A 13,343-nucleotide genomic window follows, 5' to 3' on the forward strand; every position below is an offset into this window, starting at 1 on the left:
CAAAAGGAGTGATGTATACATGAAAGAAGAAATGATTCAGCGATTCACAAGTTATGTGAAGGTAGATACGCAGTCGGATGCAGATAAGGAAAGTTGCCCATCGACTGAAGGACAGTTGAATTTAGCGAGACAGCTAGTTGACGAAATGAAATCCATCGGGATTCAAGAAGTAACAATGGATGAAAACGGCTATGTCATGGGAACAATCCCGTCTAACACAGACAAAGACGTGCCGACTATTGGCTTCCTGGCTCACATCGACACAGCGACTGACTTCACCGGAAAAAATGTGAAACCACAGCTTCATGAAAACTATCAAGGCGGCGACATCACCTTAAATGAAGATCTACATATCGTTTTATCTCCAACACAGTTTCCAAATTTACAAAAGTATCAAGGACATACGCTAATCACAACAGATGGCACAACCTTACTTGGTGCGGATAACAAAGCAGGTATCGCAGAAATTATGACCGCTATGCAGTACTTAATTGAGCATCCAGAAATCAAGCATGGCAAAATTCGCGTCGCCTTTACACCAGATGAAGAGATTGGCAGGGGGCCACACAAATTTGATGTTGAAGCCTTTGGCGCTTCCTATGCGTATACAATTGACGGAGGACCACTCGGGGAGCTGCAATATGAAAGCTTTAACGCTGCTGGTGCGAAAGTATCCATTAAAGGAAACAATGTCCACCCTGGGACAGCAAAGGACAAAATGGTCAGCGCTGCGAAGATTGGGATGCTCTTCCACAACAAGCTTCCATCTGATGAATCGCCGGAATACACAGAAGGCTACGAAGGATTTTTCCATCTCACGAAGTTTGTAGGAGAAGTCGAAGAAGCAGAGCTGCAATATATTATTCGTGATTTTGATAAAGACAAATTTAACGATCGTAAAGCACTATTTGAAAAAATAGCAAATGACTTAAAAGCCATTTACGGAGAAAACAGCATCAATCTCAAAATTCAAGATCAATATTATAATATGAGAGAAAAAATTGAGCCGGTGAAACACATTGTGGATATTGCCCATGAAGCAATGGAAAACCGCTCAGTGACACCTGTGATCGAACCGATCCGCGGCGGTACAGATGGATCTCAGCTTTCATATAAAGGTCTTCCAACGCCAAACATCTTTACTGGCGGTGAAAACTTCCACGGTAAATATGAATTTATTTCTGTCGAGAACATGGTGAAAGCAACTGAAGTCATCGTTGAAATCGCGCGTTTATTTGAAGAAAAAGCATAGATATGTTTACAACCGTTCCTGTTCGGGAACGGTTTTTTAATAAAAGTTTACAATTTTCTGAAACTTTCATGACACTTATTCGTACTAATAGAGACAACCCCAGAAAAATTCTTCTTGACGAGTGCAATAACTGGAAATATAATAGTTAAAAACAACCAGTATTTTAGACCCAAATTAGCAGATCACCTAAACCTTAAGAACTAAACCGATTCTGCTGCTTATTTTCAGTTATAAACATCACTCACCCTGTCTACACTTAAAGAATAGGATGAATTGGAGGAATGTCATATGATGATTTTATTGATTATCGCTTCACTTTGCTGCTACTTACTATTCTCTTTCAAAAAAGATAACCGCACACCAAAACGAAAAAGCGCAGAGCTTTCGGAGTTTGAAATCTTTCGTATGCGCCGCCACTACAACGGAAAACGCCGTCACCCACTAAACGAGGCACCTAAACAAGTATAAATCTAAAAAAAGAGCCTCATCAGGGGCTCTTTTTGATTGAGTAAATAGCAAAAAACGACCAAATGCAGTGGTCGTTTTTCTTTTTTATTTATATACCTTCGCAGGAACTTGAATCACCGGAATTCCTACATAGTAAGGTGAAATCTCGTATGGCTGGAAGACAACAGCAATTCCCTTTTTCGTGAAGTAATACTGCGTGTTGTAGTTGATTTCAATGTCTCTTTTTTTCAGGTTCGCATAGAATTTGCTTTTATGTTTCTTTGTGTAGTTATAAATATAATCTCTTACTTTCGTGCGCTTTTTCTTTGTTTTCACAACGTCTGTCAAGAACACTTGCTTTGTCTTTTTCTTCGTTAGCACATAGTTCATGCTGGAAACCATCGTATCGCCGTGCATTCCACCATCATTCATATAGTCATAGTTTAAGATACTGAGCTTCTTCCCATTGTTAAATTTTGTTTTAAACGATCTTTCGTACGTGATCTTCCCAAAGCCATCCTTTTTCGCTTCGTCCTTTAAGTATAAGTAAGTAGAATAAGAGAACGCGATGTCTTCTTTTAAATCACGATTGATGGTTTTCATATGCGCCTTACTTAAGTTTTTCACCTGTGCATATTTAAACGTTTTTTTCTTTTTATAATAGTGTGTGCTTACTTTCGCTTTTTTTGCTTGTTTGGCATCCGCAGATCCAACTGGCGCAAACAACGAAACAATCAGTGAAAAAATGAGCAGACTGATTGTTAGGCCTTTTTTCATTGTCATAGTAAAAACCCCCATTTTTGTCTATTACCAATTGAGTATACCATGACAAAAGAACCAAAAGAAGCAGTATTTCCATATTATTCTTCCTTTTTCCACTTCGGGTTTGTTTACCGTTTTCATAAGTTCCTGTATGCTTAATGTAGAATGCTAGATGAAGTGTGGTGTTTATCATAGAAGAAAATATTTTTAGTCACATTCGAACAACGTTTCATAGTTTGTCTCCGACCCAGAAAAAGATTGCCAATTACATTTTAGAAAACCCTCAGAAGGTTGTGCTTCATTCTATTAGTGCACTCGCTGCTGAATGCAATACAAGTGAAACGACGATCTTTCGGTTTCTACGGAAAATTGGTTATGAATCATATCAAGTGTTTCGTGTCCATGTCGCACAGGATATAGCAACCAATACACCCCAATCCATATACGGTGAGATCGAGGCATCCGATAGTGTAGCTGACATTAAACATAAGGTTATAGAGTTAACAACAAACTCTATTCAAGATATGAAACATATACTAGAAGACCATGCCGTCACGCAATTTATTGAACAAATGAATCAGGCACATAAAACCGTCTTCTTTGGAGCCGGTGCGTCCAGCTTTATTGCCGGGGATGCTTATCATAAGTTCCTCCAACTTGGTTATGAAGTGAGTCTATGCAGTGATCCCCATATGATGAACATGATTGCAACTCACGCCACGGAACACGATTTTATCGTTGCGATCTCCCATTCAGGAGAGAGTAGAGAAATTCTTGATGCCGTGCAATTTGCTAAAGAAAAAGGAGCAAAAATTGCCTCTATCACCAGTTATCCGAAATCAGAACTCGCAAAGCGATCTGACTTTCATCTGCTCAGTTCTTCTAGGGAAACAACCTATCGATCTGACTCCATGATCTCCCGTATTAACCAGCTTGTGATCATTGATGTTTTATACGTTGCCGCTGTTTTAGAACTAGGATCAAATGCCATTGAAAATGTGAAAAGATCTCGATTAGCAGTAGCTAAAAATAAAACATGAACGCAAAAGGCCGGAGCTGATTCCGGTCTTTTTTTGTGACTTTTCTCATATTTTCCGTTGACACGTTCCTATCACGTCATGTACATTAAATGAACAATAGTTTATTTCCTACTATAAAATATTATAGATAGTATATATACTAACAAATGAAAAAGAAAGCGCTCTTTGTAAGGGCTTTCTATATAGGAGGCGTTCAATGTGACAAAGAAAATTGGATTCATTGGATTAGGTATTATGGGAAGGCCTATGGCACTCAATCTATTAAAAGCCGGTCATACTGTGACTGTTTTCGATCTAAATGAGGAAGCAATTCAAGCGTTACAAGAAGCCGGAGCAAAAGGTGCTGTTTCAGCAGCTGATGCCGCTTCTGAAAGCGATATCATTATCACAATGCTTCCTAAAGGAGAGCATGTAGAAGCTGTTGTGTCAGGGGATCATGGCATTTTAACTACAGCTAAACCTGGCACGATTGTCGTAGATATGAGCTCAATTTCTCCTGTTACTTCTAGAGCTTTAGCTGCTCTTACAAAACAGCATCAGGTGGAATTTATCGACGCACCTGTTAGCGGCGGAGAACCGAAGGCAATAGACGGAACACTTGCCATCATGGCTGGCGGCGAAGAAGCCATCTTTGAGCAAGTGAAGGATGTCCTGCTTGCGATGGGCACAGAGGTTGTATTAGTTGGTACAAATGGGAGCGGAACAACAGCGAAGCTCGCCAATCAAATCATCGTCAACTTAAATATTGCCGCTATGTCCGAGGCGCTCGTTCTTGCTGCTAAATCGGGTATTGCCATTGACAAAATGTATGAAGCTATTCGCGGTGGGCTGGCAGGAAGTGCCGTTCTCGATGCAAAGGTCCCTCTCATCTTAGAACGTAACTTTGAACCAGGCGGACGCATCGACATCAACTTAAAGGATTTAACCAATGTGATGGAAACGGCTCACGATATCGGCGTTCCTCTCCCTCTTTCTAGCCAGCTGCTCGAAATCTTCCACGCGCTCAAAGCCGACGGAAAATCTGGGCTTGACCATGGCGGCATCGTTCAATATTACGAAAAAATGGCTCATGTCGAAGTGAAGAAAGGATGAGATGGTTATGAAGAAAAGCACTGACATACTGAATGCTCTTCCGAAAGCGGATTCAAAAATCATTCAAGCAGCATACAAACAAGCATTGAACAGCTTTCATCATAAAGTCATTGTATTAGATGATGACCCAACAGGAATTCAAACCGTACATGGCGTCCCTGTCTTCACCGATTGGTCAGAAGAAAGCATCGAAGCTGGTTTTCTTGAAGACAGCCGCATGTTTTTTATTTTGACCAATTCTCGCAGTATGACTGAGAAGGAAACGACCGCTGTACACGAAACAATTGCTTCAACAATTGTAAAGGTAGCGGAACGGCTTGATCAGGATTTCATCATTGTCAGCCGAGGAGATTCCACTCTTCGTGGACACTTCCCGCTGGAAACAGAAGTACTCAGAACCACGATTGAACAGCAAAGCTCCCGCCAATTCGATGGAGAAATCCTTCTTCCTTTTTTCCAAGAAGGTGGACGCTTGACGATCAACAATATTCATTACGTCCAAGAAGGACAAGAATTAATTCCTGCTGGTAACACAGAATTTGCACAAGATCGCACATTCGGCTTTCAGTCATCTCATCTCGGAGAATGGATTGAAGAAAAGTCAGACGGATCTTTCACGAAAGAGAACACCACTTACATTTCGTTAGATGATCTACGGGCTTTACGAATGAATCAAATAAAAAATCAGCTCTTGAGTGTGACTGATTTTAAAAAAGTGGTTGTAAACGCTGTGGACTATGACGATGTCAAAGTCTTTGTCACTGCTCTCATAGAAGCCATTCAAGCAGGTAAGCAACTTATGTTCAGAAGTGCAGCGGCACTTACAAAAGTTCTTGGCGGTATAGGGGATCGTGCCTTATTAACAAGACATGACTTGATACAAGAACAAAGCCCACACGGTGGTCTCATTATGATTGGTTCTCATGTGAAGAAGACAACAGATCAATTAAAAGCGCTTCAACAAAATAAAGAGGTAGCTTTTATCGAATTCAATACACACCTCGTGCTGGAGCCTGAAGCATTTCAACAAGAAATTGACCGTGTGATTCAGCAAACTGAAGAATTATTAGCATCTGGTCAATCTGTGGCTGTTTATACAAGAAGAGAACGGCTTGATCTTGGGGATGATCGACAGGAGGAAGAATTAAAGCTTTCTGTAAAAATTAGTGATGCTGTGACAAGCATTGTCCAGCGTCTCACAATTCGCCCTAAGTATCTCATTGCCAAAGGTGGCATTACCTCCAGTGATATTGGAACTAGAGGACTTCACGTGAAACGCGCAACCGTAGCAGGGCAGATCAAACCAGGAATTCCCGTTTGGCAAACAGGTGAAGATAGTAAATTCCCTTTCATGTCTTATGTGATTTTCCCGGGAAATGTTGGTTCAAGAGATACGTTAAAAGAAGCTGTAGACATACTTGAAGGATAAAGCATAGGGGTGTTTATACACTCCTTTATGCACCACAAAGGAGGAAAGACCATGTCGTTAGTGTTTATCGGACTTGGCGTTTTATTATTGCTTTTACTTATGGTTGTCTTTAAGTTAAATGCTTTCATATCTTTGATTATTGTTTCTTTAATTGTCGCTGTCTTAGAAGGAATGTCACCACTTGAAGCGATTGCTTCCGTCGAAAAAGGACTCGGCAGTACGCTCGGGCATCTCGCACTCGTTCTCGGTTTTGGTGCGATGCTTGGTAAATTGATGGCTGATTCTGGCGGAGCTCAGCGTATTGCGATGACACTCATTGATCGATTCGGTATTGGAAAGATTCAATGGGCAACGATGCTGACTGGGTTTGTGATCGGAATTGCTCTATTTTATGAAACCGGATTCATTATCTTAATTCCACTAGTCTTTACGATCGCTCAAGCTGCAAGACTTCCTGTGCTTTATGTGGGTATGCCGCTCGTCGCTGCACTCATCACCACACATGGCTTCCTCCCTCCTCACCCAGGGCCGACTGCCATTGCAAATGTCTTTCAAGCAAACATGGGACAAACCTTATTAGTTGGGATTATTTTAGCGATTCCTGCTGTTTTAGTAGGCGGACTTCTCTTTACAAAATTATTTAAAAAAGATCAGTTACACGCACATATTCCAATGAACTTATTTAATCCAAAGGAATTTACAGAAGAAGAGATGCCAAGCTTCGGCATTAGCATCTTCACCGCTGTTTTGCCTGTATTGCTCATGACATTCAGAGCAGTTTTAGAAATTTTCTTCCCGTCCTCCCCATTACTGCCAACCGCTGAGTTTTTAGGCGAGCCGGCGATTGCACTGTTAATCTCCGTTCTTCTTGCTATCTACACGTTTGGACTTGGCAGAGGAAAGAGCATGCAGGATGTGATGAAATCAATCACAGATTCTATCGGTTCTATTGCGATGATTTTATTAATTATTGCAGGTGGCGGCGCCTTTAAACAGGTGCTCATTGATAGCGGTGTTGATCAATACATTGCAGGAATCATGCAAGGAAGCACACTTTCGCCACTGCTTCTCACCTGGTTGATTGCTGCAGTCCTTCGTGTATCTTTAGGGTCAGCCACTGTCGCCGGACTCACAGCGGCTGGCATTTCTGCTCCTTTGATTGGACTCACAGGTGTGAGCCCAGAGTTAATGGTGATCGCAACAGGTGCCGGCAGCATTACGTTCTCTCACGTGAATGATGCGGGTTTCTGGATTTATAAAGAATACTTTAACCTGTCCATGGCCCAAACCTTTAAAACGTGGACATTGATGGTGACCGTTCTTTCACTTGTCGGACTAGCGGGGGTTCTCGTCGCTGATTTGTTCATATAGAAAATTAACTGTAAAAACCATTGACTTTCTCTCGAAAAAGTTGAATAATTATGTTTATTAAGAAAATTGAATCAAAGGTAACCTTATTAAGAGTGGTGGAGGGACTGGCCCTGTGAAACCCGGCAACCGCTGTTCCTCGGAACAGAATGGTGCTAATTCCTTAAGCAAGCAGATGCTTGTTTGAAGATAAGGCAGAGTTCTCTCAGTATATGATGCTCTTCCTTATCCAAGGAAGAGCTTTTTTATTTGATTTTTAACCTGTAGAAAGAAGGGATTCAGTATGACACAAGTACAAACCATTGGAAAGAAAACAACGAAACCGCCATTCCGCGCAGATCAAGTAGGCAGTTTACTTCGTTCAGAACGTATCAAGCAAGCACGCAAGCAAAAAGCAGACGGTACACTGACAGCAGAGCAACTCCGACAAATTGAAAACGAAGAAATCACTCGCATTGTGGAGAAACAAAAGGAAATTGGATTAGAGGTTGTCACAGATGGAGAGTTCAGACGTGCTTGGTGGCATTTTGACTTTCTTGAGGGATTAGATGGAGTCGAAGGATTTGAAGCAAATCAAGGTATTCAATTCCACAATACGACGACAAAGGCGCGAGGAATCAAAGTAACGGGCAAGATCGATTTTACAGATCATCCAATGCTGGAAGATTATCGATTCCTTCACAGCATCGCTGGTGATCATACCGCTAAAATGACGATTCCAAGTCCGAATATGCTCTTTTTCCGTGGAAAGCTTGAAGAAGGAGTATACGACAGCCTAGAGGCATTCCACCATGATGTGGCACAGGCATATAAAAAAGCCATCCGTGCCTTTTATGATGCAGGCTGTCGTTATCTACAGCTGGATGATACAGCATGGGCCGTGTTCTTTTCTGAAAAAGGGCATGAACAAATCAAAGCCTTTGGCCGAGAAGAGGATGAACTGCGTGAGTCATTTGCGAAAACAATCAATGAAGCAGTTGCCGATCGTCCAGAGGACTTGGTGATCACTATGCACATTTGCCGTGGGAACTTTAAATCGACGTGGGCAGCTGAAGGCGGTTATGAAGCAGCGGCAGAGACGATTTTTGCCGGCTTAGATCTAGATGGTCTCTTTTTAGAATTCGACGACGATCGTTCTGGCGGTTTTGAACCCCTTCGCTATGTGAAGAACCCAAACCTCCAAATCGTACTAGGCCTTGTCACTTCAAAATACGGTGAGCTTGAGCCGGCTGAACAGATTCAAAAACGGATCGAGGAAGCAGCTCAATACGTCGACATTAACCAGATTTGCTTGAGTCCACAGTGCGGGTTCGCCTCAACGGAGGAAGGCAATCTGTTAACAGAAGAGGAGCAATGGGAAAAGCTTCGTCATGTGATTGAGATTGCGGATCAAGTGTGGACTTCATAGTCCCCTTGACGAAAAAAAGACAAACCGCAGTATGAACGGTTTGTCTTTTTTCTTTTATGCATCTAAATGATCACCATTTGTCGCAATCACTTGTTTATACCAATCGAAGCTTTTCTTTTTCTTTCTATCTAATGTACCTTTTCCTTCGTTATCACGATCGACATAAATGAAGCCGTAGCGCTTTTTCATTTCAGCTGTCGATGCACTAACAAGGTCAATTGGGCCCCAGCTTGTATAACCCATCAAGTCTACTCCGTCTGCAATGGCTTCTCTCGCCTCTAGCAAATGGCTTCTGAGGTAATCAATTCGGTAATCGTCTTGAATGGACCCGTCTTCTTCTACTTGATCGACAGCTCCCAATCCATTTTCTACGATAAACAATGGTTTTTGGTAGCGGTCATATAGTTGGTTTAGTGTTGTACGAAGTCCTTTTGGATCAATTTGCCATCCCCAATCACTTGCTTCTAGATAAGGGTTTTTCACGCCTTCAAATAGGTTGCCACCAGTCACTTTTCCAAGAACCTCTGGATCTGTACTTGTCACAAAGCTCATGTAATAGCTGAAGCCAATATAGTCGACTGTATGGTTTCTTAGGATATCTTCATCACCATCTTGGATCTCAATATGAATTCCATTTTCTTGGAAGTATCGTTTCATGTAACCTGGGTAGTAGCCTCTTGCCTGTACGTCTGAGAAGAACAATGTTTTACGATCCTGATCCATTGCAGCAAACATATCTTCTGGTCTTGAGCTGTACGGATAAGTTGTCATCGCTGCAATCATACAGCCGATTTTCGCATCAGGAATGATGTCGTGGCCTGCTTTGACAGCTAAAGCACTTGCAACAAATTGGTGATGCGCTGCTTGATATTGAATGCTTTTCTCGTCATCACCCTCTTCAAATACAAGTCCGCCGCCAGTGAAAGGCGCATGTAACACGACGTTGATTTCATTAAAGGTCATCCAATATTTCACTTTGTCTTTATAGCGAGTAAACAACGTTTTCGCGTATGTTTCATAAAGATCGACAAGCTTACGGTTTCTCCAACCGCCGTAGTTTTTCACAAGTGCAAGAGGCATTTCATAATGAGAAATTGTGACAACTGGTTCAATTCCATGCTTATGCAGTTCATCGAATACTTTGTCATAAAAAGCAAGGCCTGCTTCATTTGGTTCTGCATCGTCGCCATTTGGGAAAATACGTGGCCAAGAAATAGAGAGTCTGAAGCATTTGAATCCCATTTCTGAAAAGAGTGCAATATCTTCTTTATAGCGATGATAGAAGTCAATCGCATCATGATATAAGTTTAAGTCTTTCATTGATTCATCGAATGGATGCATAATCCCGTGCGGTGATACATCTGCTGTCGATAGGCCTTTTCCATCTTTATTATAAGCACCTTCAATTTGGTTGCCCGCAACAGCGCCGCCCCATAAGAAACCTTTAGGAAATGTTTTTTCTAACTTGTTCATGTTGAATGCCCTCCTCATTTTCTTCTACACTGACTGTAAGCAGTGTCTCTTGTACTGAAATCGTGCCTTCTGTTTTCGCATCAACTTGTGCAAAATCGTTTGTGTTGGTCACAATAATTGGTGTGGTGACATCATAGCCTTCTTGCTGAATGCCCTCGATATCAAATTCAACGAGCACATCTCCTGCTTGAACAAGATCACCTGACTCTACATGACTTGTGAAATGTTTTCCGCCGAGCTTCACTGTATCAATTCCAACATGGATGAGAAGCTCAGTGCCATGGTCACTCTTTAAGCCAATAGCATGTTTCGTTTGAAAAATGGTTTCAACCTTGCCGTTGAATGGTGCTACTACACGTCCAACTGTTGGGACAATGGCTGTACCTTTACCCATGATTTCATTAGAGAATGTTGCATCATTTACTTGATTTAGCGGCTTTAATTGACCTTCAAGTGGGCTTTGTACTACTTCATTTTGAAGTGGTACTGTGTCTTTCTTTTCTTCTGGTTTGTCTGCTTTTGTATCATCTTTCACTGGTACATCTTTGAATCCTAGGACAAGTGTCATGATAGTCGCTACAACAAAACCGATGACCAATCCAATGATCGAGTAGACAAATGTTGGGCCAATGAATGTTGGAAGACCTGGGAGACCTGCTGATCCAGATATCACATATGATTTTACTTTAAAGATCGACATGAACACGCCGCCTGCTGCTGCACCAATGAGGGCTGCAAGGAACGGTTTTTTCAATCGCATGTTCACACCATACATAGCAGGTTCAGTAATACCCATTAATGCAGTGATACTTGTAGACATCGCCAATGATTTGAATGTTTTGTTTTTTGATCTTAAGAAGACACCAAATGCTGCGCCTGCTTGTGCCATATTCGCTACAAACATCATTGGAAGAATGAAGTCAAAACCGTTTAACGTAATGTTGTTGATCATGATTGGAAGTAGTGCATAATGCATACCCGTAATGATCAATGGTGACATGAAGCCGCCGATCAAGAATCCTGCCAAAATGCCTGCATGTTTGAACAATAAATCAATTCCACCTGAAAGACCATTTCCGATAATCCCACCAAGCGGTCCTACCGCGATCAGCATAATTGGTACTACGACAAGAAGTGTGACCGTTGGAACAAGGATGATCTTTAATGATTTCGGACTATACTTTTCTGCGAATTTTTCAACATATGAGCCGAGCCAGATGGTAAGTAGAATCGGAATGACCGATGAAGAGTACACAACGGCAACCACTGGTAAGCCTAGAAATTCTGTATTTCCTGCACCTAGTAAAGCTGTTAACTGCGGGTGCAGTGCGGCTGCAGCAATGGCAGCGGCGATATACTGATTTGTGCCAATTTTTTTGGCTACGCTTACAGCAAGTAGAATCGGTAAGAAGTAAAAGGCTCCGTCTCCGATAGCTGTTAAAATGGCATATGTGCTGCTTTTATCTGAAATCCACTGGAACGTAAGCATGAGTGCCAAGATCCCTTTGATCATCCCGGCTCCCGCAATGGCTGGAAGAATCGGAGTGAAGACACCAGAGATAAAATCGAAAAGCTTAGATATCACATTTTGTTTTGTTGCTTCTTCTGTACCGCCTGACTTTACATCTGTTGACAGGCCTGAGTCAGCAATCATCGCTTGATAGACATTCGAAACATCATTGCCGATAATGACATGATATTGACCCCCGCTTTGATTCACACCCATGACACCATCTGTTGATTGCAGCTTCTCTTTATCCGCTTTGCTTTCATCGTATAAGTTGAAGCGAAGTCTTGTCATACAATGCGTGACTTGCTTAACATTCTTTTCACCGCCGACAAGCTCTAGAACTTCTTTTGCTGTTTGTTTGTGGTTCATTGTATTACCCTCCAATCGTTGATTAAATCATGATATAGAAAAAACCTAAACATCCATTAATGTCCGAAAAATAGCGATTCAGACATTAATCGATATTTAGGTTTTGCCTGCTTAACCAGTAACAACCCTTCATAGCGATTGATCGTTATTTAATTTTTATAAGTCTTTGGATACAAAAAAACCTAAATCACGCCTTATCAAAGATAGGGACAATGATTTAGGTTTTGCCTGCTTGACCAGTAACAATCCTAAAAGATTGTGGGTTATGTTGTTTATAGTTATAAAGTATCATGTTAATTTTATGATGTCAACGCTTTCTTTTTAAATTTATTTTCTTTTTATCACTCTGTCGATATGCAAAGTTAAATACAGCATCTCATCTTCTATGAGGCTTCGGTTGTATTCTTTTTGAACATAATCGTTAATTTTCTCAGCACATTGGAAAGCTGCAGTGTTTTTCTCTTTTACGACTTCATACAGGAATTCATTTTGATTTTCCATTTGTGTTTCGTTAAACAGACGCTGTCCAAAAAACTTCAAATGCGTGACAAATCGGAAATAGTTTAATGATTCCTCGTCTAAATCAATTTGAAAGTGATACTTGACGATATTTAAAATATCTTGAATGAGTTTGGTAATTTGAATCACGTTCGGCATTTCCTCATTGAGCTCTGCATTGACAATGTGCATCGCAATAAAACCGGCTTCATCCTCAGGAAGATGAATGTTGAGCTTGTCCTGAATAATCCGAATCGCTTCTACACCACACATAAATTCATCTTTGTACAACCGCTTAATTTCCCAGAGCAGGGCATTTTTGATGTCCATTCCTTTTTGATGACGTTCAATAGCAAAGGTGATATGATCCGTCAGTGTCACATAGATGCTGTCATTCAAATTTTTATTAAGGGTTGTTCTCGCATGATCAATAATCGCCTCACACACTTGCATATACTCGATTGGAATATCATAAAGCAGGGTTTTGAATTTTTCTGATATATCTTTATTTTGAATGGAAAATACTTTTTCAATACGTTCTTCGTCAATTGGGTCTCCACTTTTCTTTTGAAAAGCGATTCCTCTACCCATAATGACCAGCTCATGCTGCTCGTCATCATACGCACTGACCACATTATTATTGATTACTTTCGAAATGATCAATTGATACCCCCCAGTACATTCCGCTTTTTCGA

11 protein-coding genes and 1 riboswitch are annotated in these 13,343 nt (G+C 41.2%); of the genes, 7 read left to right on the forward strand and 4 right to left on the reverse strand.

Translation table 11 applies throughout. The features are described 5' to 3' along the window. The first annotated feature begins 19 nt into the window (after nt 1-19). Nucleotides 20-1,252 (forward strand): peptidase T, encoded by a 1,233-nt coding sequence (gene pepT, locus MHI35_RS17935; protein ID WP_335349531.1) that lies wholly within the window; start codon nt 20-22, stop codon nt 1,250-1,252. Between the two features lie 288 nt (nt 1,253-1,540). Next, nucleotides 1,541-1,720 (forward strand): hypothetical protein, encoded by a 180-nt coding sequence (locus tag MHI35_RS17940; protein WP_041816054.1) that lies wholly within the window; start codon nt 1,541-1,543, stop codon nt 1,718-1,720. An 84-nt stretch (nt 1,721-1,804) separates the two neighbouring features. On the opposite strand, the gene MHI35_RS17945 is transcribed toward MHI35_RS17940, so the two are convergent. Further along, nucleotides 1,805-2,482 (reverse strand): DUF3298 and DUF4163 domain-containing protein, encoded by a 678-nt coding sequence (locus MHI35_RS17945; RefSeq protein ID WP_041816056.1) that lies wholly within the window; start codon nt 2,480-2,482, stop codon nt 1,805-1,807. 161 nt (nt 2,483-2,643) lie between these two features. Here MHI35_RS17945 and MHI35_RS17950 point away from each other — a divergent pair, with 161 nt between their 5' ends. The 5 genes from MHI35_RS17950 (at nt 2,644) to MHI35_RS17970 (ending at nt 8,798) form a co-directional block, all read left to right on the forward strand. Beyond that, nucleotides 2,644-3,501, forward strand: a complete 858-nt coding sequence (locus MHI35_RS17950) for a MurR/RpiR family transcriptional regulator (protein ID WP_186325007.1) — start codon at nt 2,644-2,646, stop codon at nt 3,499-3,501. Between the two features lie 198 nt (nt 3,502-3,699). Then, nucleotides 3,700-4,593, forward strand: a complete 894-nt coding sequence (gene garR / locus MHI35_RS17955; RefSeq protein ID WP_144519955.1) for a 2-hydroxy-3-oxopropionate reductase — start codon at nt 3,700-3,702, stop codon at nt 4,591-4,593. A 7-nt stretch (nt 4,594-4,600) separates the two neighbouring features. Continuing rightward, on the forward strand, nt 4,601-6,022 hold the full coding sequence (locus MHI35_RS17960) for a four-carbon acid sugar kinase family protein (RefSeq protein WP_335349530.1): 1,422 nt from the start codon (nt 4,601-4,603) through the stop codon (nt 6,020-6,022). 51 nt (nt 6,023-6,073) lie between these two features. Next, nucleotides 6,074-7,393 (forward strand): gluconate:H+ symporter, encoded by a 1,320-nt coding sequence (locus MHI35_RS17965; protein ID WP_088002647.1) that lies wholly within the window; start codon nt 6,074-6,076, stop codon nt 7,391-7,393. An 80-nt stretch (nt 7,394-7,473) separates the two neighbouring features. Further along, nucleotides 7,474-7,586: riboswitch (SAM riboswitch) on the forward strand. A gap of 87 nt (nt 7,587-7,673) precedes the next feature. Then, nucleotides 7,674-8,798, forward strand: a complete 1,125-nt coding sequence (locus MHI35_RS17970) for a 5-methyltetrahydropteroyltriglutamate--homocysteine S-methyltransferase (protein WP_335349529.1) — start codon at nt 7,674-7,676, stop codon at nt 8,796-8,798. 54 nt (nt 8,799-8,852) lie between these two features. Here MHI35_RS17970 and MHI35_RS17975 read toward each other — a convergent pair whose 3' ends face one another. The 3 genes from MHI35_RS17975 to licT form a co-directional block, all read right to left on the reverse strand. Beyond that, nucleotides 8,853-10,271, reverse strand: coding sequence for a glycoside hydrolase family 1 protein (locus MHI35_RS17975; RefSeq protein ID WP_335349528.1), 1,419 nt, complete (start codon nt 10,269-10,271; stop codon nt 8,853-8,855). Next, a complete protein-coding gene (locus MHI35_RS17980) occupies nt 10,243-12,150 on the reverse strand; it encodes a beta-glucoside-specific PTS transporter subunit IIABC (protein WP_335349527.1) in 1,908 nt (635 codons plus the stop codon). Before MHI35_RS17980 ends, MHI35_RS17975 begins: the two co-directional genes overlap by 29 nt. A 327-nt stretch (nt 12,151-12,477) precedes the next feature. Beyond that, complete coding sequence (gene licT / locus MHI35_RS17985) at nt 12,478-13,311, reverse strand: BglG family transcription antiterminator LicT (protein WP_044140329.1); 834 nt, start codon at nt 13,309-13,311, stop codon at nt 12,478-12,480. Between the last annotated feature and the right edge of the window lie 32 nt (nt 13,312-13,343).

Source organism: Bacillus sp. FSL K6-3459 (genome assembly GCF_038003305.1).
In the GTDB taxonomy this organism is placed as follows: Bacteria; Bacillota; Bacilli; order Bacillales; family Bacillaceae; genus Bacillus; species Bacillus pumilus_O.

Excerpts from the sequence above, each read along its gene's own strand:
- MHI35_RS17945 (WP_041816056.1), bottom strand. The coding sequence starts at position 2,482 with ATGACAATGAAAAAAGGCCTAACAATCAGTCTGCTCATTTTTTCACTG.
- MHI35_RS17940 (WP_041816054.1), top strand. The coding sequence starts at position 1,541 with ATGATGATTTTATTGATTATCGCTTCACTTTGCTGCTACTTACTATTC.
- MHI35_RS17965 (WP_088002647.1), top strand. The coding sequence starts at position 6,074 with ATGTCGTTAGTGTTTATCGGACTTGGCGTTTTATTATTGCTTTTACTT.
- MHI35_RS17975 (WP_335349528.1), bottom strand. The coding sequence starts at position 10,271 with ATGAACAAGTTAGAAAAAACATTTCCTAAAGGTTTCTTATGGGGCGGC.
- pepT (WP_335349531.1), top strand. The coding sequence starts at position 20 with ATGAAAGAAGAAATGATTCAGCGATTCACAAGTTATGTGAAGGTAGAT.
- MHI35_RS17960 (WP_335349530.1), top strand. The coding sequence starts at position 4,601 with ATGAAGAAAAGCACTGACATACTGAATGCTCTTCCGAAAGCGGATTCA.
- MHI35_RS17980 (WP_335349527.1), bottom strand. The coding sequence starts at position 12,150 with ATGAACCACAAACAAACAGCAAAAGAAGTTCTAGAGCTTGTCGGCGGT.
- MHI35_RS17970 (WP_335349529.1), top strand. The coding sequence starts at position 7,674 with ATGACACAAGTACAAACCATTGGAAAGAAAACAACGAAACCGCCATTC.